Source organism: Mesorhizobium sp. CAU 1732 (assembly GCF_039888675.1).
In the GTDB taxonomy this organism is placed as follows: Bacteria; Pseudomonadota; Alphaproteobacteria; order Rhizobiales; family Rhizobiaceae; genus Aerobium.
Genome location: NZ_JBDQQR010000002.1, coordinates 437,780 through 460,295, shown reverse-complemented (window position 1 = coordinate 460,295; position 22,516 = coordinate 437,780). Strand labels below are relative to the sequence as shown.

Here is a 22,516-nt window from a genome sequence, read left to right as displayed (position 1 = left end):
CCATCGAGACTATGGAATACTTCGTTCAGCAGCTTATAAACGGGCTGACGCTAGGGTCCATCTATGGGCTGATCGCGATCGGTTACACGATGGTCTATGGGATCATCGGGATGATCAACTTCGCCCATGGCGACATCTTCATGATCAGCTCGTTCATCGCGCTGGCCACCTTTCTCATTCTCACGAGCGTGCTTGGATTTGCTTTCCTGCCGGTCGTGCTGCTGATCGTCCTGATCATCGCGATGCTGTTCACCGCAGCGTGGGGCTGGACGGTCGAGCGCATCGCCTACAGACCCTTGCGCGGCTCGTTCCGGCTTGCGCCGCTGATCACCGCGATCGGCATGTCGATCGTGCTGCAGAACTTCGTCCAGATCACGCAGGGCGCGCGCGTCAAGCCGCTGCCGCCGCAAATCCAGGGCGGCATCACGGTGATGGAGGGCTCGACGGAAGCCGGCCGCATCGTCGTGCAACTGTCCTACATGCAGATGATCATCATCGTGACCACGGTGGTGCTGATGGCGCTGTTCACGCTCATCATCACCAAGACCTCGCTCGGGCGGGCACAGCGGGCCTGCGAGCAGGATCGCAAGATGGCTTCGCTGCTCGGCGTCAACGTCGATCGCACGATCTCGCTCACCTTCGTGATGGGCGCGGCGCTCGCTTCGGTCGCGGGCCTGATGTTCCTGCTGCTCTACGGCGTCATCGATTTCTACATCGGCTTCCTGGCAGGCATCAAAGCCTTCACCGCGGCAGTCCTCGGCGGCATCGGCTCGCTTCCGGGCGCGATGCTCGGCGGCCTCCTGATCGGGCTGATCGAGGTGTTCTGGTCGGGCTATTTCAGCGTCGAGTACAAGGACGTGGCGGCGTTTTCCATCCTTGCCATCGTGCTGATCTTCCTGCCCTCCGGGCTCCTCGGTAGACCCGAAGTGGAGAAGGTGTGATGGCCCAGACCATGACCACCGAGCGGGCCGACCCGAATTCCTTCCAGGCATCCGTCAAGGATGCGGCCATCGCGGCCGCGCTCGTCGCGGTGCTGGGTTTCTTCTTCCTCGCGCTGCGGACGGACATCGCACCCGGAGGACTGGCGCTCTCGACGCGGTGGGGCCTTTGGTTCACGGCGATCGCGATCGTCTTCGCCGGGCGCCTTCTGCTCAATCTCTTCGTATTCAGGACCAAGAGCCCGGCCACGGCCGCGCTGGGCGGGTTCTTCTCGCGGGCCGGCGACAAGGCGCCGACGCTCGGATGGTGGGTCGGACGCATCCTCTTCGTGGCGGCGCTGTTCCTGCCCTTCATCATCATGCAGCTCTTTCCGGGTCAGCAGCGTCAGTACATCGATCTGGCGATCCTGATCATGACCTATGTGATGCTCGGCTGGGGGCTGAACATCGTGGTCGGCCTGGCGGGCCTGCTCGATCTCGGCTACGTCGCGTTCTACGCGGTCGGCGCGTATTCCTTCGCGCTGCTCTCGACCCATTTCGAGTTCATCGGCTTCTGGACCGCGCTGCCGCTCGCAGGGCTCCTCGCCGCCTTCTGGGGGCTGATCCTCGGCTTTCCGGTGCTGCGCCTGAGGGGCGACTATCTGGCGATCGTGACGCTGGCGTTCGGCGAGATCATCCGCGTCGTCCTTCTCAACTGGTACGATTTCACGGGCGGTCCGAACGGCATTTCCGGCATTCCCAAGCCGACATTCTTCGGCCTGGAATTTTCGCGTGGGGAAGGCGGCTTCGCCGATTTCTTCGGAATCGAGTTCAACTCCATCCACCGCTTCATCTATCTTTATTACATCATCTTCCTGCTGGCGCTCATCACCAACATCGTCACGATCAGGCTGCGTCGCCTGCCGGTCGGCCGCGCCTGGGAAGCCTTGCGTGAAGACGAAATCGCGTGCCGATCGCTCGGCATCAACACCACGAACACCAAGCTGACTGCATTTGCGATCGGCGCCATGTTCGGCGGTTTCGCGGGATCGTTCTTCGCCACGCGGCAGGGCTTCATCTCGCCGGAGAGTTTCACCTTCCTCGAATCCGCGATCATCCTCGCCATCGTCGTTCTCGGCGGGCTGGGCTCGCAGGTCGGCGTCGTCATCGCCTCCGTGGTGATGATCGGCGGCATCGAGATGCTGCGCAATCTGGGCTTCCTGCAGGCGATCTTCGGCTCCGGCTTCGATCCTACGCAGTACCGGATGATCATCTTCGGGCTCGCCATGGTGGGCATCATGATCTGGAGACCGCGCGGTCTGATCTCGACACGAGAGGCCACCGCCGTTCTCAAGACGCGCAAGAAGATCGGGGCCGACATGGTCGCACAGGGCGAGGGGCACTGATGTCCGCTGCGGTAAGCATGACGCCTGCGGAAGCGGGCGCGGAAAAGAGCTGGGATCGCGATCCGATCCTGACCGTCGAGCATCTCACCATGCGCTTCGGCGGACTGGTGGCGATCAACGACCTGTCCTTCAATGTCGGGCACGGCGAGATCACGGCGCTGATCGGGCCGAACGGCGCGGGCAAGACGACGGTCTTCAACTGCGTGACGGGCTTCTACAAGCCGACCGAGGGCCGCATCGTGATGCGCCATGGGCCGGGGCGGCAGCAGGAGGCGGTCGACACGGTGACCGCGTCGGGCCTGAAATCCCAGCGCACCGGCGACAATGCGGTGTTCCTGCTCGAGCGCATGCCCGATTTCGAGATATCGCAGCATGCGCGCGTGGCGCGGACGTTCCAGAACATCCGCCTTTTCGGCGGCATGACGCTTCTGGAAAACCTTCTCGTCGCGCAGCACAACGCGCTGATGAAGGCGTCCGCCTTCACGATCGGCGGCATTCTCGGCATTCCGGGCTTCCGGCGGGCGGAACGTGAATCGATCGATCGTGCCGTCTACTGGCTCGAAAAGGTGAATTTGATCGACCGCGCCGACGATCCCGCAGCCGACCTGCCCTACGGCGCGCAGCGGCGGCTGGAGATCGCGCGAGCGATGTGCACCAGCCCCCAGCTTCTCTGTCTCGACGAGCCGGCCGCCGGCCTGAACCCGCGCGAATCGGCGGAACTGAACGATCTCCTGAAATTCATCAGGCGCGAGCACCAGACCTCGGTGCTTCTCATTGAACATGACATGGGCGTGGTCATGGAAATCTCCGACCACATCGTGGTGCTGGACTACGGCGTAAAGATTTCCGACGGCGACGCCGCCTTCGTCCGCTCGGATCCGAGCGTCATCGCGGCCTATCTCGGCGTCGATGACGAGGAGATCGCCGCCAAGCCGGAAGTCGCGTCGCTGGTCGTCGAGGCGCTTGGCGAGGATGCGGCGGCGGCAGCCGGCATCGACCCGAATGCCGTCGTGAAGGGAGACAAGCCATGACCGGCGCTGGCGAACCCATGCTCAGCGTGCGCGGCGTGGAAACCTATTACGGCAAGATCGTCGCGCTGCGCGGCGTCGACATGGACGTCAGGCGCGGCGAGATCGTCACGCTGATCGGCGCCAACGGCGCGGGCAAGTCGACGCTGATGATGACGATCTGCGGCAATCCGCAGGCGCGTACCGGCTCGATCATCTACGAGGGCCAGGACATCACCATGATGCCCACCCACGAGATCATGCGGCTCGGCATTGCGCAGTCACCTGAAGGCCGTCGCATCTTTCCGCGCATGACCGTTCTGGAAAACCTTCAGATGGGCGCGCAACTGGTTTCGGCGGAGCATTTCGATGGCGATCTGAAGCGCATCTATGAGCTGTTCCCGCGCCTCAAGGAGCGGGCAGGCCAGCGCGGCGGCACGCTTTCGGGTGGCGAGCAGCAGATGCTGGCCATCGCGCGCGCACTGATGAGCCGGCCCAAGCTCCTGCTTCTGGACGAGCCCTCGCTCGGCCTCGCGCCGCTGATCGTCAAGCAAATCTTCGAGGTCATCAAGGAGCTCAACCGGACCGAGGGGCTGACCGTGTTCCTCGTCGAGCAGAACGCGTTCCACGCGCTCAAGCTCGCCCATCGCGGCTATGTCATGGTCAACGGCAACATCACGATGAGCGGCACCGGGGCGGAGTTGCTGAAACGCGAGGAGGTGCGCGCGGCCTATCTCGAAGGCGGCGGGCACTAGGAAACGACAATGGAAAACGAGAACACGCTTATCTGGGAAGTCACGATCTGGGAGTTCGTGTTCGTCACGATCATCCTTGCCGGCGGGGCCGCGTTCATGACCGGGCGCGCCATCGCCAGAAGCTGGCTCGGCACGTTTCATATCGTCACCTACATGGTTCTGCTGGCGGCTGCGACGCGGTTCATTCATTTCGCTCTGTTCAGCGGGACGTTGATCTCGCTCCACTACTACGTCGTCGACCTGATCGTCCTCCTCGCCATCGCGGTCCTCGGGTTCCGCATGACACGGGCAAAGCAGATGAGGCGGCAATACAGCTTTCTGAACGCTGGAGCCGGGCGCTGAGCGCGGCTTTTCATGGAATCGGACGACGCCTGGCGTCGTCCCATCGAAGTTCGACCGACAAGCCTTTCCAACACAGAAGATTTGGGCTTGTATGTCGATCAAGCGGGTAGGGAACGCCCGCATGCCGCCGGGCGGGGGCAACAAACACCATCCTCGTCGGCGTCAGATCTGTCAGGTGTTTATGGGAGTCATCATGAAGAAGGCACTATTGGCAAGCGTGGCGCTCAGCTTCGCATTCGCGAGCCACGCATCCGCAGAAATCGTAATCGCCGTCGCAGGCCCGATGACGGGCCAGTACGCGGCGTTCGGCGAACAGATGAAAGCCGGTGCTGACCAGGCTGTCGAAGACATCAACGCCGCCGGCGGTGTGAACGGTGAAATGCTGCGCCTCGAAGTGGGCGACGATGCCTGCGATCCGAAGCAGGCCGTCGCCGTTGCAAACCAGTTCGCCGGCTCGGGCGTGACGTTCGTCGCCGGTCACTTCTGCTCGGGTTCGTCGATCCCGGCATCGGCCGTCTATGCGGAAGAAGGCATCATCGAAATCTCGCCGGCTTCCACCAACCCGACCTACACGGACGAGCGTCCTGGTCCGGGCATCTTCCGCACCTGCGGACGTGACGACCAGCAGGGTGAAGTCGCGGGCAAGTATCTCTTCGATCACTTCAGCGACAAGAAGATCGCCTTCGTGCATGACAAGACCGCCTATGGCATGGGCCTCGCCGATGCCACGAAGGCTTCCTTCGAAGCGCTCGGTGGCAAGCCGGCTCTCTACGAAGCCTATACGGCCGGTGAAAAGGACTACTCCGCACTCGTCTCCAAGCTCAAGGAGCAGGGCATCGGCGTTCTCTACGTCGGCGGCTATCACACGGAAGCCGGCCTCATGGCACGCCAGATGCGCGAGCAGGGAATGGACACCATTCTCGTCTCGGGCGATGCTCTGGTGACGGATGAGTACTGGGCGATCACCGGCGCTGCCGGCGAAGGCACGCTGATGACGTTCTCGCCGGATCCGCGCAAGAACGAAGTCGCCGCACCGGTCGTCGAGAAGATGCAGGCAGCCGGTCGTTCGACCGAAGGCTATTCGCTCTACACCTACGCATCGATCCAGGCCTGGGCCCAGGCCGTGACGACGGCAGGTTCGACCGATTTCGACGCGGTCGTAACGGCCCTCAACGACGGCAAGTTCGAGACGGTTCTGGGCGAGCTTGAGTTCGACGACAAGGGCGACGTCACGCTGCCCGGCTACGTCTTCTACGAGTGGAAGGACGGCGCCTACGACTACCTCGTGCAGTAAGCGCGATCGTCATTGCTGACTGGAACGGCCCGGTGCGCAAGCGCCGGGCCGTTTCGTTAAGTCGGCTATAAGAAGAGGTTATGGCTCAGAACATCCTTGGCAGTTTGCAGTGCAGCAAATTCCCGGTAATGAAGAGGTGTCATGCCTTCCCTGCCGGAGATTGCCCGCGTGAAAATCAAGAAGCTTCTCGTCGCAAACAGGTCGGAAATCGCGATCCGCGTCTTTCGCGCAGCCAACGAACTGGGCATCCGCACCGTCGCCATCTGGGCAGAGGAAGACAAATACTCTCTTCACCGCTTCAAGGCGGACGAATCCTATCCCATCGGCCGCGGGCCGCATCTGGCAAAGGATCTCGGCCCGATCGAGAGCTATCTGTCGATCGATGAGGTGATCCGCGTCGCGAAGCTGTCGGGCGCCGACGCGATCCATCCGGGCTATGGCCTGCTGTCGGAAAGCCCGGAATTCGCCGACGCCTGCGCCGAAGCGGGCATCACCTTCATCGGACCGAAGCCGGAAACGATGCGGCGGCTCGGCAACAAGGTCGCCGCGCGCAATCTCGCGGTCGAGGTCGGGGTGCCGGTCGTGCCCGCCACGGAACCCTTGCCCGACGACATGGCGCAGGTCGCCAGGATGGCAGCCGAAGTCGGCTATCCCGTCATGCTCAAGGCATCGTGGGGTGGCGGCGGGCGCGGCATGCGCGCCATCCGCGCGGAAGCCGACCTCGCGCGCGAGGTGACCGAAGCCAAGCGCGAGGCCAAGGCTGCGTTCGGCAAGGACGAGGTCTATCTCGAAAAGCTGGTCGAGCGCGCGCGCCATGTCGAGGTGCAGGTGTTGGGCGACACGCACGGCAATGCGGTGCATCTCTTAGAGCGCGACTGCTCGATCCAGCGACGCAACCAGAAGGTGGTGGAGCGCGCGCCTGCGCCCTATCTCGATGACACGCAGCGGGCCGAACTCTGCGGCTATGCGCTGAAGATCGCCGCCGCCACCGACTATATCGGTGCCGGCACCGTCGAGTTCCTGATGGATGCCGATACCGGCAAGTTCTACTTCATCGAGGTCAACCCGCGCATCCAGGTCGAGCACACCGTCACCGAGGAGGTGACCGGCATCGACATCGTCAAGGCGCAGATCCACATCCTCGAAGGCGAGGCGATCGGAACGCCGGAATCGGGCGTTCCCGCCCAGGCCGACATCACGCTGCATGGTCATGCGCTTCAGTGCCGTATCACCACCGAGGACCCGGAGCAGAACTTCATCCCCGATTACGGCCGCATCACCGCCTATCGCGGCGCGACCGGCTTCGGCATCCGTCTCGACGGCGGCACGGCCTATTCGGGTGCGGTCATCACGCGCTTCTACGACCCGCTTCTGGAAAAGGTCACCGCATGGGCGCCGACGGCGCAGGAGGCGATCATGCGGATGGACCGCGCGCTGCGCGAATTCCGCATCCGCGGCGTGGCGACCAACCTCACCTTCCTCGAAGCGATCATCGGCAACCCGAAGTTTCGCGACAACAGCTACACGACAAGGTTCATCGACACGACGCCGGAGCTTTTCACGCAGGTGAAGCGGCAGGATCGCGCGACGAAGCTCCTGAACTATCTGGCCGATGTGAGCGTCAACGGACATCCCGAGACGCGCGGGCGGCCGAAGCCGAACACTGAGGCTGCCGCGCCGCGCGTGCCGCATATCGACGTGCCGATACAAGACGGGACGAAGCAGAAGCTCGATTCCCTCGGGCCGAAAGGCTTCGCGTCGTGGATGCGCGCCGAAAAGCGCGTCCTGATCACCGACACGACGATGCGCGATGGCCATCAGTCGCTTCTCGCGACCCGCATGCGGACGCATGACATCGCGAGCGTTGCCGGCGTCTACGCCCGCGCCCTGCCTGATTTGCTCTCGCTCGAATGTTGGGGCGGCGCGACCTTCGACGTGTCGATGCGCTTCCTCACCGAAGACCCGTGGGAGCGCCTCTCGCTGGTGCGCGAGGCGGCGCCGAACCTGCTTCTCCAGATGTTGCTGCGCGGCGCGAACGGCGTCGGCTACACGAACTATCCCGACAATGTCGTGCGCTATTTCGTCAGCCAGGCAGCACGCGGCGGCATCGATCTCTTCCGCGTGTTCGACTGCCTGAACTGGGTCGAGAACATGCGCGTCGCGATGGATGCGGTGATCGAGGAAGGCAAGCTCTGCGAAGCCGCGATCTGCTATACGGGCGATATCCTCGACCCCGCGCGCGCCAAATATGATCTGAAGTACTACGTCGCGCTGGCCCGGGAACTCGAGGCGGCGGGCGCTCACATCATCGCCCTCAAGGATATGGCCGGACTGCTGAAGCCGGCGGCCGCGAAGGTGCTGTTCAAGGCGCTGCGCGAGGCGACCGACCTGCCGATCCATTTCCACACGCACGATACGAGCGGCATCGCGGCGGCGACCGTTCTGGCGGCGGTGGAAAGCGGAGCGGACGCCGTCGATGCGGCGATGGACGCGCTGTCGGGCAACACCTCGCAGCCCTGCCTGGGGTCGATCGTCGAGGCTCTGCGCGGCGATGAGCGCGACACCGGGCTCGACCCGTCATGGATCAGGCGGCTTTCCTTCTATTGGGAGGCGGTGCGCAACCAGTACGCCGCTTTCGAAAGCGACCTGAAGGGGCCGGCCTCCGAGGTCTATCTCCACGAGATGCCGGGCGGACAGTTCACCAATCTCAAGGAGCAGGCACGCTCGCTGGGGTTGGAGACCCGCTGGCATGAGGTGGCGCAGGCCTATCACGACGTGAACCTGATGTTCGGCGACATCGTCAAGGTCACGCCGTCGTCCAAGGTGGTCGGCGACATGGCGCTGATGATGGTCAGCCAGGACCTGACGGTCGCGGACGTCGAGAATCCGGCGAAGGACATCGCCTTCCCGGATTCGGTGGTGTCGATGCTGCGCGGCGATCTCGGCCAGTCGCCCGGCGGATGGCCGCAGGCGTTGCAGAAGAAGGCCCTGAAGGGCGAGGCACCGATCACGGTTCGGCCGGGCTCGTTGCTTGCGCCGGCGGATTTGAAGAAGGACCGCGCGGAGATCGAGGCAAAGCTCGAGCGCAAGCTCACCGATTTCGAGTTCGCATCGTGGCTGATGTACCCGAAAGTGTTTTCCGACTTCGCTGTCGCGCAGGAGGAATACGGCCCGGTCAGCGTGCTTCCGACGCCGTCCTACTTCTACGGCATGGCGCAGGAGGATGAGGTCTTCGTCGATATCGAGCGCGGCAAGACGCTGGTCGTCCGCTGCCTCGCGATCGGCGATACGGACGAGAAAGGCATGGTCACGGTCTTCTTCGAGCTCAACGGCCAGCCAAGACGCATCAAGGTTCCCAATCGCACGCATGGCGCGGCGAACGGCAAGGTGCGCGCCAAGGCGGAGCCGGGCAATGCCGGACAGGTCGGAGCGCCGATGCCGGGCGTGGTCTCGACGGTAGCCGTGTCGGCCGGTCAGACGGTGAAGGCCGGCGATGTCCTGCTGTCCATCGAGGCGATGAAGATGGAAACCGCGCTTCATGCCGAGCGCGACGGGGAGATCGCCGAGGTTCTGGTTCGCACCGGAGACCAGATAGACGCCAAGGATTTGCTGGTGGTGTACGCCTGAGGACAACAGGCGCGGCGGCGCGTCACTCCGCTGCCGCGCTGTCCTCTGCGTAGCTGATGAACGTCTTGTAGATGTAGCCCTGCTGCCCCTCATAGCTGACCGAGCACCAGTTGCAGCCGGTCTCCGCCTGGATTTCGGCGAGCGCCGGCACGACGACCATGATCTCGGCGTCGTCCGCGGGACCCGTCCGCATGTTCACCCATCTCGTCGTCGTCGCGGCCGACATCGGGCCCGCTGGTGCCGGGATCGCCGCGGTTGGCTCGTCTGTGGGCGGGCCGACGTCGTCGTCGACTTCCTCGCGCTGAATGGCCTCGAGGGCGGCGATCTCGTCGTCGCTTTCGGCCACAGGCACATTGGGCGCAAATGACGTGATGCCCGGCAATGCGGGCGGGATCGACGCGGTGGCGGCCGCATCCGGGGCTGGAGGCGCCGTGTCGAGCGCGGGAGCGCCGGCGAGCGGTGAATTGTTGAGCAGAAGGGTATCGGCAGGAACCGGCGCAGCCGCATTGACGGTTTCCGGCGCGGCGGCCGTGTCCGGTTCGATGGCGGTGCTGATTTCCGGCGTCATTTCGGCGCTGGCTACGGGCTCGTTTTCGTCTGCGGCAGCGATTTCGGCAGGCGGGCTCGCCTCGGCGATCGACGCGCTATCCTGCACGGTCGAGATTCCCGCCTCGCGGCTCAGGAACCATCCCAGCATGACAACCAGGGCAAGGCCGCCGATGACGGTGACGGCAATGGGGGCCGCGGCCGCGGGCAGTTTGTCGAAAGACTGACGCGACATGCGCGGCAGCTTGCTTTTCGCCTGAAGCGGCGACAGGAAAGGCTCCTGCCCACGCCCGATCTTGAAGGGACTCTTCACACGCATTCTCCACAAGGGGCGACTGTGCCGCCCCGTTCATCATCCCTCTCACCACTGCAAAGGGACGTTGCCGTGTCCCTGACGAACCCTTGGAATCGGATTGTGGCCGCGTTGGGTCTGGATTGCGGAAATGGACTCGAATCTGCGAAGGCTGGCCCAAAGACGCGCTACTCGCTGGCCTTGACTGTGTATTAAATCGATTTAAGTTCCGCCGCGATCCTTAGGAGACATGTTCATGAATGCCGCAGACACACTTGAAACCGCGCGCCGCGGACGCTGGGCCGTGGCTGCGATGTTCTTCGCCAACGGCTTTATCATCGGGAGCTGGGCGCCGCAGATTCCCGTTCTGCTCACGCGTCTGGATATCCGCGAAACGACGCTTGGTTTTTTGATCCTCGTGTTCGGTATCGGCGCGTTGTGCGCGATGCCCTGGGCAGGGTTCCTGATGTCGCGGCATGGATCACAAAAGGTTCTGCGGGGATTCGCTATCCTATCATCGGTGGCGCTTTTGTCCGTCGCTCTTGCGGGTAATCTCTGGTTTGCCGCGCCGGCGATGTTCTTCCTGGGCGGTGTCATCGGCGCGATGGACGTCGCCATGAATTCCAATGCGGTGGCGGTGGAAAAGCGGCTCGGCAAGGCGATCATGTCGTCGTCGCACGGGTTCTGGAGCCTGGGCGGTTTCGCAGGCGGCGCGCTTGGCGGGTTGGCCATCCAGTCCTTCGGCTATCTGCCGCATGCCGTGATGGTGACGGTCGTGACGCTCGCGATCGTGCTGGCGGCGTTCCAGTTCGTGGTGTCCGACGAGCAGCCCGCAGCGCAGAGCCAACAGGGTTTCAAGCTTCCATCCAACCCGCTGATCTACCTGATCGGGTTCGTCGCGCTGTTTTCGATGATCCCCGAAGGCTCGATCCTCGACTGGGCCGCGCTCTACCTGCAGCAGGAAATGGGAGCCGATATCGCCACCGCCGGTTTCGCCTTCGCTGCCTTCTCCGGCACGATGGCGACGATGCGCTTCGTCGGCGATTCCGTGCGCAACCGCTTCGGCGCGGTGAACACGCTGCGGGTGTCCAGCCTCATCGCGGCAGTCGGCATGCTCACGGCAGGCCTCGCGCCGACGCCGATGATAGCGATCGCCGCATTCGCCTTTGCCGGCCTCGGCATCGCCAACATGGTGCCGATCGCGTTTTCGGCGGCCGGCAATCAGGAGGGCATGTCGTCGAGCACGGGCATGAGCGTGGTGACGACGATGGGCTATTCGGGCATTCTGGTCGCGCCGTCCGGCATCGGTTTCATTGGTGAGAGAACGGGTTTTTCGCCCATCTTCATCGCGCTGTCGGGCTTTCTGGTTCTGGTCTGCCTGATGGCAGGCCTCGCGCGCAGCGCCGATTTCGTGCATCCCGGTCCGGCAGAATAGGGCGCTCCAGCGCTTCGAACGCAGAAAGGCCCGACCGCCTTCGCGATCGGGCCTTTTCTTATGACGCGCGCACGCGGATCGGATCGCGCGCTAGATTCTGCCCATCAGCACCAGGATCAGAACGATCACCAGCACGACGCCGAGAATACCGGACGGGCCATAACCCCAGGCACGAGAATGCGGCCATGCCGGCACCGCGCCGAGCAGGATCAGAATCAGGATGATAATAAGTATTGTGCCGAGAGACATGACGTTCCCCTTCCAAAGGCGTGAAACGTCAAATCAATGCGGAGGCGGGCTCAAAGGTTCCCGGCGACCATCGTTGCAGGCCGCGCGGGAACTTGGTTTGAGGCCTATTCGGCCGCCTTCGGATACGCGATCCCGGGCGTGTCGAGACCGGATTCGCCGTCCGTCGTCGCCGGCTCGTCAGATTTCGCGTCCTTCGGCTTGCGCCGGAGAAGGCGCGACAGCAGGCTCTGGCGTTCGCCGGTCTGCTTCTCGCGGGTGAACACCATCAACGCCGCCGGCGTGACGACGAGGGTGAGGATCGTTGCGAAGGTCAGGCCGTAGACGATCGCGCTCGACAGCGAAATCCACCACTGCGTCGACGGCGCATTGATCGTCGTCTCGTGGTGGAACAGCTCGAGGCCGAGACCGAAGGCGATCGGCAGAACGCCGAGGATGGCGGCGGCCGCAGTCAGCACGACCGGACGCGCCCGCTCGCGGCATGTCTGCAGCACCGCATCCATCTTGTTCCAGCCCTCGTCGCGCAGCCGGTCATAGGTGTCGATCAGAACGATGTTGTTGTTCACGACGACGCCAGCCAGGGCAATCACGCCGATGCCGGACATGATGATGCCGAAGGCCTGGTCCGTGAGGAGAAGTCCGAGGAAGACGCCGATCGTCGACATGACGACGGTCATGAGGACGAGGAACACGCTGGTGAACTTGTTGAACTGAGCCAGCAGGACGATGAAGATGAGGAAGACAGCCGCTCCGAAGGCGTTCGCAAGGAATGCGCTCGCCTCGTCGCTCTCCTGGCTCGACCCGGCCAGCTTCCATTTGGCCTGTCCGATATCCATTCCGCCCATGGCCTCCGCAACCTCGGCCTGGACCGCGGCGACCTGCATGCCGGATGCGACGTTTGCCTGAACCACCACGGTCCGTTCGCCGTCGATGCGGTTGAGGATGCCGGTGCGCGATTCCGCACCGCGCGTGACGAAGTTGGAGATCGGCACGGCGCCTTGCGCCGTCTGGACCCGCAACTGGTCGAGCGAGGACAGGGTTCGCCGGTCCTCGGGGAGACGCAAGCGGATGTCGACCGCGTCATCCGCGCCGGCCGGGCGATAGTCCGTCAGCTTCAGGCCGGCCGTCACGAGCTGGACGACGGTGCCGACGGCCATCGGGCTGATGCCGTATTGCGCAGCCTTGGTGCGGTCGATCGACAGCGCCCAGTCGACGCCGGGCGGGGGCAGGCCGTCGGCGATATCGATGACGCCGGGGATGTCCGCAATTCTGGCGGCGACGGCGCGAGCGTGGTCATCCAGTCCTTCCGGATTGGCCGCCGAGACGCGAATCTGGATCGGCTTGCCGGTCGGCGGGCCGGCATCGGGCACGCGAACCTCAACGTCGACGCCGGGGATGCCCGCCATCACGACGCGCAGTTCGTCGAGGATTTCATGGGCAGGCTTGCGCTCGCGCCAGTCGACGAACTCGTACTGGATCACGCCGACGACGTCTTCGGGGATATCCTGCGCGCCGCGCGACTGGCCAACGCGGGTATAGACCGACTTGACACCGGGCCAGCCGAGAAGCCGGCCCTCCGCCTCGCGGGTCGCCGCGTCCATCTCGGTGAGGGACAGGTTGCCGCGCGCATGCACGTAGAGCAGGCCGTAGTCCGGTTCCACATTGGGGAAGAACTCGACGCCGGCGCCGTAATGCGAATAGCTGTACATCACGCCGACGAGCAGCCCGACAGCCATCATGAGGACCGTCTTCGGGTAGTGAACCGCCTTGTTGACGACTGCCATGTACCAGCCGTCGCGATTCTCGCCTTCCTCGTGGACATGCGCCTTGCCGAACATCGCGCCCAGCGTGGGCGTGAAGACGAGCGCATAGAGCATCGAGGCGGCCAGCGTCACGATCAGCGTGATCGGCATGTACTTCATGAAATCGCCGACGATGCCGGGCCAGAAGAGGAGCGGCGAGAAGGCGGCGATGCGGGTCAAGGTGGCCGCGATGACGGGACCTGCCATGCGCTTGGCGGCAAGCTCGAAGGCCTGCACGCGGTGCATGCCCTCCGACATTCGCCGCTCGGCGAACTCGGTGACGATGATCGCGTCGTCCACCAGCATGCCGACCGCCAGAATGAGGCTGAACAGCACGATCATGTTGATCGTGTAGCCCATCATCGCCAGCAGAAGGATGCCCATCAGGAACGAGGACGGAATCGCCAGGCCGATGAGGATCGACGAGCGGCCCGACAGGGCATAGAGAATGACGATGAACACCAGGATCACGGCAATCAGAACGTGGTTCTGAAGCTCGCCGAGAAGCTGGTTGATGAAGACCGACTTGTCCTGCGTATAGGTGACGCTGACGCCTTCCGGGAGCTGCTGCTGGTACTCGTCCGCGAGCGCCTTCACCGCATCGACGGTGTCGACGAGGTTGGAACCGATCCGCTTCTTCACCTCGATTGCGATTGCCGGCTCGCCGTTCAGGCGCGTGATCGTCTCTGCGTCCTTGTAGGTCGAGCGAATGGTCGCAAGGTCCTGCGCGCGCACGACTGCGTTCGGGCCGGCCACGATCGGCAGGTTCGCGACGTCCTCGACGGTCTCGATCAGGGCAGGGACCTTGACCGCGTATTTGCCTTCGCTTCCTTCCAGCGCGCCTGCGGCCACCAAACTGTTCGACGCACCGACGCCCTGCAGCAACTGGTCGAGCTGGAGCCCGTATGACGACAGCTTGACCGGGTCGATGACAACCTCGACGAGGTCGTCGCGGGCGCCCTGCAGCGTGCCTTCCAGGACGCCGGGGATTTCCTCGATACGATCGCGGAGTTCGCGCGCGGCCGCCGTCAGCGTCCGCTCGGGCACATGGCCCGACAGCGACACGACGAGCACCGGAAACTCGGAAATGTTGACCTCGTTGACGGTCGGTTCTTCCGCGCCCTGCGGAATGTCGGCGCGGGCATCGTCGACACCGTTACGGGTGTCGTCGAGTGCCGTCTTCAAGTCGGTCGACGGGTCGAATTCGAGCAGGACGTACCCGCCGCCTTCATAGGCGGCCGAGCGCATCTCCTTGATGCCCTTGATGCTCTTGAGCTTGGTTTCGACCGGCCGAAGCAGCAGACGTTCCGAATCTTCCGGCGAGATGCCTTGATAGGCAAGGCTCACATAGATGATCGGGATCGGGACGTCGGGTTCCGCTTCCTTCGGAATCGCAATGTAAGCCATCGCGCCGGCGATGACAAAGAAGAGCAGTACGGAGATGGTGAGCCGCGCGTTGCGGATCGCAATGCCAACGATATCCATGGGCTACAGTGTCCCGCCGGTCGCTTCGCCGATCAGCTTGTTGATGGTCTCCTGGTCCGCCTCGACCGGATTGACCGCATCCCCCTCCGAAATCAGTTCCTGGCCCGCCACGATGATGCGCACGTCCGCCGGAATTCCCCCGAGGACGAGGCCGCGCGGCGTGTCGTCGACGAGGTCGATCGGGTAGAAGACGACCTTGTCGTCGGCATCGACGGCACGGACGCCGAGATCGCCGTCCCTGCTCAGCGACACGACGGAGCGCGGCAGGACGGTCGAGTCGACCGGGTCCGCGCGCAGCGTTATCTCGGCGGTCATGCCGGCCGGCACGGAGCGATCCTCATTGGGGATGGCCACCTCGACGCGGAACGTCCTCGTGGCCGATGTCGCATCGCGGCTGATGTAGCGGACCTCGCCTTCCACTTCCTGGCCGTTGACCAGGCGCACATCCGCCTTGTCGCCCGGCTTGACGTATCGCAGGTCGCGCTCGGACACTTCACCGCGCGCGAGAATGGGATCGAGGTTGAGGAGCGTCGCGACGGTCGCGCCGACCTGGACGGAACTTCCCAGTTCGACATCGACCTTGTCGATCACGCCGTCGAACGGTGCGCGCAGGATGTTGCGGTCGAGGTCGGCCTGAGCCATTTCGAGCTGGGATCGCGCGGATGCAAGCGCGGACATCGCATTGTCGAGCTGCAAGGCAGGCATGCTGCCGCGCTCGGCGAGCCTTTGCGCCGCCTTGCCTTCCGCCTCGCGCTGGGACAGCAACTGACGGGCCGTTTCGACGGCGGCTTCCTTGCCTTCCGCCTGCAGCTTGGCGATCACGTCGCCGCGCTTGACCTGGCTGCCCTGACGAACCGGCAATTCTTCCACCACGCCTGCGGCGCGCGTGCCGAGAATGGCACGCTTGTCGGCATCCGTGTGACCGGAAATCCTGATGGCGCGGGAATGCTGGAGACGCGGCGGTTTGACGACGGCCACAGTGCGCAGCGGCGCCTGTTCCTGTTCCGGCGCGGCTGCGCGCGCAGCCTCCGCTTCATCGGCGGCACTGCCGACGGAGCTGAACTCGCCCGTAATGACCCATGCTGCCGTTGCAATCAGGACTGCAATTGCAACGATCTTGTGAACTTTGATTTTCGGCATGCTCGGTTTCCACGCGCAGGCCCCGGCCCGGACCGCCTGCCCTCAGCAAGATACGGTCGATATTTGGGGTTGCGTCGCGTCCTGTTCAATCCAGCGTTTCGCCTCCAAGGCGAAGGGCATGGGCTTCTACAACGTTACGATACGGCGATACAGTCAGAAATCTTGACGTATTCATCAATCCTCCGGACATGGTGCGCCTGCGGCGGCCCACCTCTGGATGGCCTGATAGGTTTGCTCGGCGGAGCCCGGTGCGGGCTCGCGGCCCGGTCCCGGATCCCAGCCCCAGCCGACGAGATCATCGTCGCGAACATGTACCGCGACCTCATCGAGAGACCGCCCGCCATTGCGTTCGGGATCCTTGATCTGGGCGCAGATCTGGGCCGACGACTGGTCGAACCACACCATTTCGGGCGGCGCCAGATGCCAGGCTTCCGCGCCGGGCGGGCCATGCAGGACCGGCGAATTCGTTTCCATATGGCAGGTCGTGCAGCGCAGGCCGGGATTGCCGAAACCGTCTTCGCCGCGCTGGACGTTGAAAGCGTGGACGCGCGTCGCGCCATAATGAGGGCCGGACCAGCGCGGTCGGTCGTCCTCGACATGGCAGTTTGCGCAGCGTGGATGTGCGAAGACCTCATAGACCCTCTCCCACTCGGCAAGGCCCGCATCGCGGTCGACCTGCGGCACCGGTGCTTCACTAGTCTGAGCGAGCACGGTCGGCAATGCGACAGGGGCCAGGAAGATGACAAGGCTTGTCAGGAGTGTCGCGCGCAGTCTCATGCGAAGGCGACCTCGCGCGACAGAGGCAGTTGGCGTATCCGCTTGCCGGTGAGGGCGAAGACGGCATTGGCGAGGGCCGCCACGGCGGGCGGCGTTCCGATTTCGCCCGCGCCGCCCATCTTCTCGGCGTTTTCGAGGACAGCGACTTCGAATTGCGGGCATTGATGGATGCGCATGGAATCGAAGTCGTGGAAATTCGACTGCTCGATCTGGCCGTCGCGCAGCGAGACCGCCTGGTTCATGGCGGACGACAGGCCGAACACGGCGCCCGAGACGAGCTGCGCCTCCAGGATCGATGGGTCCAGCGCGACACCGACATCGGCGGCGATCCAGACCTTCTCGATGCGGATGCCGGCAGGCGTGTCCGCGATCTCGACGACCTGGCCGACCCAGCCGCCGAAGGCGAGCGTGAAGGCAAATCCGCGCGCGCGGCCGTCTGCAGGAGGCTGCGCCCAGTTCGACATCTCGGAGACGCGGTCGACCACTCCCACCGCGGTCGGATAGTCGGCCATCAGGCGTCGACGCAGGTCGAGCGGATCGAGGCCGCCGGCCGTCGCGATCTCGTCCATGAAACTCTCATGGAAGTAGCCGTTGAAGGAACAGCCGACCGAACGCCAGAAGCCGACCGGAACGCCCACATCCGCCTTCAGGCCGCGAACGCGGTAATTGGCGATCGTGTAGGGCTGGTCATGCGCGCCCTGCGTGATCGTGGCGTCGGGGCCGACGGGGGACAGCGACGGAAACGTCCGGCGCATCACGCTTGCCAGAATGGATGGCGCTGCAATCGCCATGTCGAGCGCGACGGGCAGGCCCTCATCGTCGAGGCGCGCGCGGAAACGTCCCTGCGCTGGCGGGCGATAGACGTCGTGGCGGATGTCTTCCTCGCGGCTCCAGATGACCTTGACCGGTTTGCCGCCGGTCTCCTTCGCCATGATGGCCGCATAGATCGAAAAGTCGGCCTCGCGCCGGCCAAAGCCGCCGCCCATCGAGGTCGTGTGCACCGTAACGTCGGTGGTTTCGAGGCCGACTGCGCTGGCGCACAACTGTTCGGAGAGGGTCGGCATCTGGTTTGGCGCCCAAATCTCGAGCTTGCCATCGGCGAACCTTGCGGTCGCGTTCATCGGTTCCATGCAGGCGTGGGCCAGCAGCGGCACGCCATATTCCGCCTCGACCATGCGCTCGCGCGGGGCATCGGCGAATGCGATCTCGACATCGCCGTCATTGCGCAGCGCGGATCCGGATTCCGGGTCGTCCAGCGCGCGCTGCAGCGTGGCAAGGATAGCGGCGTCGTCTGCGGGATAGTCCGGCGTGCCCCAATCCGCCTCGATCAGGTCGGCCGCGCGGAACGCGGCCCATGTGTTCGTAGCGATGATGCCGAAGCCGTGCCCGTAGGTGGACGCGATAGGCACGATCCTGACGACGCCCGGAATGGCTTGTGCCTTGGATAGATCGGCGTTCTGCGGTTCGCGCCAGAAGACGGGATTCATCTTCACCGTGCCGAACAGCATGTCGGGCAGGGAAACGTCCGTACCGAAGATCGGCGCGCCGGTGACTTTGGCGACCATATCGACGCGGGGCTGCGATTTTCCCAGCAGCTTCCACTCCGCGCGGTCGCGAAGCTTTACGTCCGAGGGAGCCGCAAGCGCGGCTGCGTCGATGGCGAGTGCGCCATAGGTCAGGGACTGGCCGGATGCCTCATGCACCACCGCGCCGCTATCGGTCGTGAGTTCGCCGGCCGGAACGTCGAGCCGGCGGGCGGCGGCCTCGACCAGCATCATGCGGGTCGCGGCGCCTGCCTGACGCATGCGATCGAACCCGTCACGCGTCGATGCGGAACCGCCCGTCGCCTGCAATCCAAGGACCTTGGACACGGTGCCGAACGCGGTGCGCGTCATTTGCGCGAGCACGCTTTCGTCGAAGAACGGAAACGGGCCTGCGTCCTCCATCAGTGCCGCGTTGTAGTAGGCCCATGAAGCTGGTCCGTGCTCCACCGTCACGCGGTTAAGCGAGACGTCGAGTTCCTCGGCCACGAAGGCTGCGAGCGTGGTCGAGATGCCTTGCCCCATCTCCGCGCGCGGAGCGATGACGGTGATCGTCTCGTCAGCCGCGATCTTGACGAAGGGGTTGAAGGTCGCCTCGCCCTCGCCGAGGCCCTGGGCCAGCGGGTTGGGGTAGGGGCGCTGGACATACCAGTAGCCGAAGGCCGCTCCGCCCGCGACGGCTGCCGCGCCGAAGAGAAGCGTGCGACGCGTGATCGTTCCGAGACGCGACATCGATCAGGCTCCCGCACGCGCGCCGGCGGCGCGTTTGACCGCGGCACGGATGCGCGGATAGGTGCCGCACCGGCAGAGATTGCCGCCAAAGGCGTTGTCGATGTCGGCGTCGGTCGGCTCGGGATTCCAGTCCAGCAGCGCGACGGCGGTCATGATCTGACCTGCCTGGCAGTAGCCGCACTGGGCGACCTGTTCGTCCACCCAGGCCTGCTGGACCGGGTGAAGCCTGCCGTCCTGCGCCAGACCTTCGATCGTCGTCACGTCGCCCTGAACCTGCCCGAGCGGCATGACGCAGGATCGCACGGGCGAGCCGTCGATGATGACGGTGCACGCGCCGCAGGCCGCGATGCCGCAACCGAATTTCGGACCCAGAATGCCGGCGATATCCCGAAGCGCCCATAGGAGTGGCATTTCGGGGTCAGCATCGATTTCCAGGGTCTTGCCGTCGACAGTCAATCGCATCGAGAACCACCATGGCTGGCCGCTTGGCGGCGGGCTGCGCGGACACCTTGACAAAATACGTAATTTTGTCAAGAGATGCATGATGTCAATCAGCGAACCCATCTCGGCGATACGCCACGACGCTGCCGATCCCAAGCGCCTGCGTATTCTCGAAGGTGCCTACAAAGTATTCCTGGCCTACGGCTTTACCCGCACGACGATGGACGACATCGCCAAGGCGTCGGATCTATCGCGCCCGGCACTCTATGTGGTGTTTCGCAACAAGACGGACATCTACAAGGCGATCGCGCGATGCGTCATGGCGCGATGCGCGGAGCGTGCATCCGTGGCTCTGAATGGCGACGAGCCTTTGCTCGACCGCCTCGATCGGCTGGTCGAGCACGCGCTTTTCGACATGATGCGCGAGATCGAGGAGTCGCCGCACGGCCTCGAACTCATTGACATGAAGAACAATCTCGCCGGCGAGGTCATCGAAGAGTGGCGCGAGAAAATTGATGGTGTGCTTGAACAGGCCATCGAAGCGGAGACGAGGGCGACCGGCGTCGATCTCGCCTCACGCGGGTTTTCGGCACGCACGCTCGCGCAGACCTTTTTCGATGCGCTGGAGGGCATGAAGCCGCGGCTCAGCGATCCCACTCATCATCTCGAGGCTGCGAAGCGGGCTGCGCGGATGCTCGTCGCCGCGATCCGTCCGTAGCGTGGTGCTTGGCGACGGCCGGCCGCTTCCGCGTCGCCAGGAAATCGCGGACGCGCGCGCCGGTCTTCTTCTTCGGCTTCGCGGAGAGGCCCGGCGCCAGTTCTCCTGAAATGTCGAGCGTGCCTGTCTTGCCGACCGCCTCGAAGTTCTCCGTCAGCCAGTCCTCGGCTGCTGATCGCCCGAGATCGCGCAGATATTCCAGGAACGCCCATTCGGCATTGACCTTGGACGAGGCGGAAAGATCCTTGAAGGCCTCGTCTGCGTCGATCCGGTGCATCCTGATATGCCGGTAGTGGTCGCGGTCGATGCGACCGCTGTCGATCAGTTCGTTGACGAAGGCGATGGCGCGGAATTCACGCAGCATGGCGGCGTTGAAGGTGATTTCGTCGATACGGTTCTGGATTTCGCGCGCCGAGCGCGGGGCGCCTTCGCGCTCGACCGGATTGATCTGGACCAGCAGGACGTCTTCCGTCGGCGTCGCGTAGAAGAACGGGTAGAGCGCCGGATTGCCGCCATAGCCGCCATCCCAGTAGGGCGTACCCTCGATTTCGACGGCCTGGAATATCTGCGGCAGGCAGGCCGACGCCATGATCACGTCGAGTGAGAGTTCAGCCGTCTCAAAGACCCGCAATTGTCCGGTCTCGACGTTGGTCGCCGAGACGAAGAGCTTCGGGCCGGCGGATTTGCGCACGAGGTCGAAATCGATCTCGCTGCGGACCACATCGCGCAGCGGGTTGTGGTTGAACGGATTGGCGCTGTAGGGCGAGAAGACGCGCGAAAACGTGTCGAACCACATATAGCCGGGCGTGTTCTCGACCGACCAGTTGCCCCACAACACATCCCACGGCATGCGACGAACCGGGCTAAAACGACCGGTCCGGCCGACCGCGCGCCAGAAATCATGAAGCTTCCGGCGGGCGCCGTCGGCTCCGCCTTCCGCCCAGCCATGTGCGAGCGCGACCGCATTCATGGCTCCCGCGCTGGTCCCGGAAATGGCGGAAAAATCCAGCCGGCCATCCTCGAGCAGGCGGTCGAGCACACCCCAGGTGAACGCGCCGTGCGAACCGCCGCCCTGAAGCGCGATGTTGATGGGCTTGCCGGTCATGATCGTCTACTGGGCGGTCCAGCCGCCATCGACCGACAGGGTGGTGCCGGTGACCTGCGCGGCATCGTTCGAGCAGAGGAAGGCGACGGATGCGCCGATCTCCTCGACCGTCGCGAATTGCTTCGATGGCTGCTTGGCGAGGATCACGTCGCGGATCGTGGCCTCGCGGTCGAGGCCCTCTTCCTTCATGCGATCCTCGATCTGCGTTTCGACCAGCGGTGTCAGCACGAAGCCGGGGCAGACCGCATTGCAGGTTATGCCCTGGCCCGCCAGTTCAAGGGCGATCGTCTTGGTGAGGCCGACGACGCCGTGCTTGGCGGCGACATAGGCCGATTTGTTGGGCGATGCGCGCAGCCCGTGCGCCGATGCGATGTTGACGATGCGGCCCCAGCCGGTTGCCTTCATGTGCGGGATCGCGGCGGCGGCCGTGTGAAACGCCGAAGAGAGGTTGATCGCGATGATCGCGTCCCACTTCTCGATCGGGAATGTCTCGACGGGCGCGACGTACTGGATGCCGGCATTGTTGACGAGGATGTCGACGCTGCCGAAGCGTGCGACAGTCTTTTCGATGAGATCGCGGCATTCCGCAGGTTTCGACATGTCCGCCTTGACGTAGACGGCCTCGACGCCATGCTTCGATGCGATATCGGCTGCGATCTGGTGATCGGCCGTGTCGTCGCCATAGGAATTCACGACGATGTTGCAGCCCTTGGCGGCGAGCGCCTCGGCTGTGGCGAGCCCGATGCCGGAGGTCGAGCCGGTCACGATTGCAGTCTTGCCTGTCAGCATGGTTTCGTCTTTCGCGATGGTTCTATGCGACTGTTACATATTGCGCTGCAGCATGAATTCCAACCGTGATGGTGGTTTTACGGTAGTTGCGTCTTCGTCATGCCCGATTTGCCGGATTG

Annotated in this window: 18 protein-coding genes; 9 read left to right on the top strand and 9 right to left on the bottom strand. The window is 64.1% G+C overall.

The window, feature by feature from the left end; genetic code table 11:
• Positions 1-11: 11 nt before the first annotated feature.
• From AAFN55_RS19920 to pyc, 7 genes are all read left to right on the top strand, one after another.
• Positions 12-941, top strand: a complete 930-nt coding sequence (locus tag AAFN55_RS19920) for a branched-chain amino acid ABC transporter permease LivH (protein ID WP_347800716.1) — start codon at positions 12-14, stop codon at positions 939-941.
• Complete coding sequence (gene livM, locus AAFN55_RS19915) at positions 941-2,323, top strand: high-affinity branched-chain amino acid ABC transporter permease LivM (protein ID WP_347800715.1); 1,383 nt, start codon at positions 941-943, stop codon at positions 2,321-2,323. Before AAFN55_RS19920 ends, livM begins: the two co-directional genes overlap by 1 nt.
• The gene (locus tag AAFN55_RS19910; RefSeq protein ID WP_347800714.1) at positions 2,323-3,354 is read left to right on the top strand and encodes an ATP-binding cassette domain-containing protein; all 1,032 of its coding nucleotides are present in this window, start codon (positions 2,323-2,325) and stop codon (positions 3,352-3,354) included. The genes livM and AAFN55_RS19910 overlap by 1 nt, the downstream gene beginning before the upstream one ends.
• On the top strand, positions 3,351-4,085 hold the full coding sequence (locus AAFN55_RS19905) for an ABC transporter ATP-binding protein (RefSeq protein WP_347800713.1): 735 nt from the start codon (positions 3,351-3,353) through the stop codon (positions 4,083-4,085). The genes AAFN55_RS19910 and AAFN55_RS19905 overlap by 4 nt, the downstream gene beginning before the upstream one ends.
• 9 nt (positions 4,086-4,094) lie before the next feature.
• Positions 4,095-4,427 carry a DUF6867 family protein gene (locus AAFN55_RS19900; protein WP_347800712.1) on the top strand — a complete coding sequence of 111 codons (333 nt, stop codon included), beginning with the start codon at positions 4,095-4,097 and terminating at the stop codon, positions 4,425-4,427.
• A 193-nt stretch (positions 4,428-4,620) separates the two neighbouring features.
• Positions 4,621-5,721, top strand: a complete 1,101-nt coding sequence (locus AAFN55_RS19895) for a branched-chain amino acid ABC transporter substrate-binding protein (RefSeq protein WP_347800711.1) — start codon at positions 4,621-4,623, stop codon at positions 5,719-5,721.
• Positions 5,722-5,889: 168 nt separating this feature from the next.
• Positions 5,890-9,348 carry a pyruvate carboxylase gene (gene pyc / locus AAFN55_RS19890; RefSeq protein WP_347800710.1) on the top strand — a complete coding sequence of 1,153 codons (3,459 nt, stop codon included), beginning with the start codon at positions 5,890-5,892 and terminating at the stop codon, positions 9,346-9,348.
• 22 nt (positions 9,349-9,370) lie between these two features.
• Here pyc and AAFN55_RS19885 read toward each other — a convergent pair whose 3' ends face one another.
• Positions 9,371-10,207: an SH3 domain-containing protein gene (locus AAFN55_RS19885; RefSeq protein WP_347800709.1), complete on the bottom strand. Its 837-nt coding sequence runs from the start codon at positions 10,205-10,207 to the stop codon at positions 9,371-9,373.
• Between the two features lie 235 nt (positions 10,208-10,442).
• On the opposite strand from AAFN55_RS19885, the gene AAFN55_RS19880 reads away from it, so the two are divergent.
• Positions 10,443-11,621, top strand: a complete 1,179-nt coding sequence (locus tag AAFN55_RS19880) for an MFS transporter (RefSeq protein ID WP_347800708.1) — start codon at positions 10,443-10,445, stop codon at positions 11,619-11,621.
• Between the two features lie 90 nt (positions 11,622-11,711).
• Here the strand turns inward: AAFN55_RS19880 and AAFN55_RS19875 are convergent, their stop codons facing one another.
• The 6 genes from AAFN55_RS19875 to AAFN55_RS19850 form a co-directional block, all read right to left on the bottom strand.
• Positions 11,712-11,870: a DUF3309 family protein gene (locus AAFN55_RS19875; protein WP_347800707.1), complete on the bottom strand. Its 159-nt coding sequence runs from the start codon at positions 11,868-11,870 to the stop codon at positions 11,712-11,714.
• Positions 11,871-11,974: 104 nt separating this feature from the next.
• Entirely contained in the window at positions 11,975-15,154 is a 3,180-nt protein-coding gene (locus AAFN55_RS19870) for an efflux RND transporter permease subunit (protein ID WP_347800706.1), read from the bottom strand.
• 3 nt (positions 15,155-15,157) lie between these two features.
• Entirely contained in the window at positions 15,158-16,294 is a 1,137-nt protein-coding gene (locus AAFN55_RS19865; RefSeq protein ID WP_347800705.1) for an efflux RND transporter periplasmic adaptor subunit, read from the bottom strand.
• A gap of 174 nt (positions 16,295-16,468) precedes the next feature.
• Positions 16,469-17,071 carry a hypothetical protein gene (locus tag AAFN55_RS19860; RefSeq protein WP_347800704.1) on the bottom strand — a complete coding sequence of 201 codons (603 nt, stop codon included), beginning with the start codon at positions 17,069-17,071 and terminating at the stop codon, positions 16,469-16,471.
• Positions 17,068-19,344, bottom strand: coding sequence for a molybdopterin cofactor-binding domain-containing protein (locus tag AAFN55_RS19855; RefSeq protein ID WP_347800703.1), 2,277 nt, complete (start codon positions 19,342-19,344; stop codon positions 17,068-17,070). Before AAFN55_RS19855 ends, AAFN55_RS19860 begins: the two co-directional genes overlap by 4 nt.
• A 3-nt stretch (positions 19,345-19,347) precedes the next feature.
• Positions 19,348-19,806, bottom strand: coding sequence for a (2Fe-2S)-binding protein (locus AAFN55_RS19850; RefSeq protein WP_347800702.1), 459 nt, complete (start codon positions 19,804-19,806; stop codon positions 19,348-19,350).
• 82 nt (positions 19,807-19,888) lie between these two features.
• Between AAFN55_RS19850 and AAFN55_RS19845 the strand changes: the two genes are divergently transcribed.
• Entirely contained in the window at positions 19,889-20,503 is a 615-nt protein-coding gene (locus AAFN55_RS19845; RefSeq protein WP_347800701.1) for a helix-turn-helix domain-containing protein, read from the top strand.
• On the opposite strand, the gene AAFN55_RS19840 is transcribed toward AAFN55_RS19845, so the two are convergent.
• Both AAFN55_RS19840 and AAFN55_RS19835 read right to left on the bottom strand, forming a co-directional pair.
• The gene (locus AAFN55_RS19840; RefSeq protein WP_347800700.1) at positions 20,430-21,608 is read right to left on the bottom strand and encodes a patatin-like phospholipase family protein; all 1,179 of its coding nucleotides are present in this window, start codon (positions 21,606-21,608) and stop codon (positions 20,430-20,432) included. The two genes, AAFN55_RS19845 and AAFN55_RS19840, sit on opposite strands and share 74 nt — an antisense overlap.
• A gap of 6 nt (positions 21,609-21,614) precedes the next feature.
• Positions 21,615-22,397 carry a 3-hydroxybutyrate dehydrogenase gene (locus tag AAFN55_RS19835; RefSeq protein WP_347800699.1) on the bottom strand — a complete coding sequence of 261 codons (783 nt, stop codon included), beginning with the start codon at positions 22,395-22,397 and terminating at the stop codon, positions 21,615-21,617.
• Between the last annotated feature and the right edge of the window lie 119 nt (positions 22,398-22,516).

Bases quoted from the DNA above. Each gene is read 5' to 3' on its own strand.
- AAFN55_RS19920 (WP_347800716.1), top strand. From the start codon at position 12: ATGGAATACTTCGTTCAGCAGCTTATAAACGGGCTGACGCTAGGGTCC.
- livM (WP_347800715.1), top strand. From the start codon at position 941: ATGGCCCAGACCATGACCACCGAGCGGGCCGACCCGAATTCCTTCCAG.
- AAFN55_RS19910 (WP_347800714.1), top strand. From the start codon at position 2,323: ATGTCCGCTGCGGTAAGCATGACGCCTGCGGAAGCGGGCGCGGAAAAG.
- AAFN55_RS19905 (WP_347800713.1), top strand. From the start codon at position 3,351: ATGACCGGCGCTGGCGAACCCATGCTCAGCGTGCGCGGCGTGGAAACC.
- AAFN55_RS19900 (WP_347800712.1), top strand. From the start codon at position 4,095: ATGGAAAACGAGAACACGCTTATCTGGGAAGTCACGATCTGGGAGTTC.
- AAFN55_RS19895 (WP_347800711.1), top strand. From the start codon at position 4,621: ATGAAGAAGGCACTATTGGCAAGCGTGGCGCTCAGCTTCGCATTCGCG.
- AAFN55_RS19880 (WP_347800708.1), top strand. From the start codon at position 10,443: ATGAATGCCGCAGACACACTTGAAACCGCGCGCCGCGGACGCTGGGCC.
- AAFN55_RS19875 (WP_347800707.1), bottom strand. From the start codon at position 11,870: ATGTCTCTCGGCACAATACTTATTATCATCCTGATTCTGATCCTGCTC.
- AAFN55_RS19870 (WP_347800706.1), bottom strand. From the start codon at position 15,154: ATGGATATCGTTGGCATTGCGATCCGCAACGCGCGGCTCACCATCTCC.
- AAFN55_RS19865 (WP_347800705.1), bottom strand. From the start codon at position 16,294: ATGCCGAAAATCAAAGTTCACAAGATCGTTGCAATTGCAGTCCTGATT.
- AAFN55_RS19860 (WP_347800704.1), bottom strand. From the start codon at position 17,071: ATGAGACTGCGCGCGACACTCCTGACAAGCCTTGTCATCTTCCTGGCC.
- AAFN55_RS19855 (WP_347800703.1), bottom strand. From the start codon at position 19,344: ATGTCGCGTCTCGGAACGATCACGCGTCGCACGCTTCTCTTCGGCGCG.
- AAFN55_RS19850 (WP_347800702.1), bottom strand. From the start codon at position 19,806: ATGCGATTGACTGTCGACGGCAAGACCCTGGAAATCGATGCTGACCCC.
- AAFN55_RS19845 (WP_347800701.1), top strand. From the start codon at position 19,889: ATGTCAATCAGCGAACCCATCTCGGCGATACGCCACGACGCTGCCGAT.
- AAFN55_RS19840 (WP_347800700.1), bottom strand. From the start codon at position 21,608: ATGACCGGCAAGCCCATCAACATCGCGCTTCAGGGCGGCGGTTCGCAC.
- AAFN55_RS19835 (WP_347800699.1), bottom strand. From the start codon at position 22,397: ATGCTGACAGGCAAGACTGCAATCGTGACCGGCTCGACCTCCGGCATC.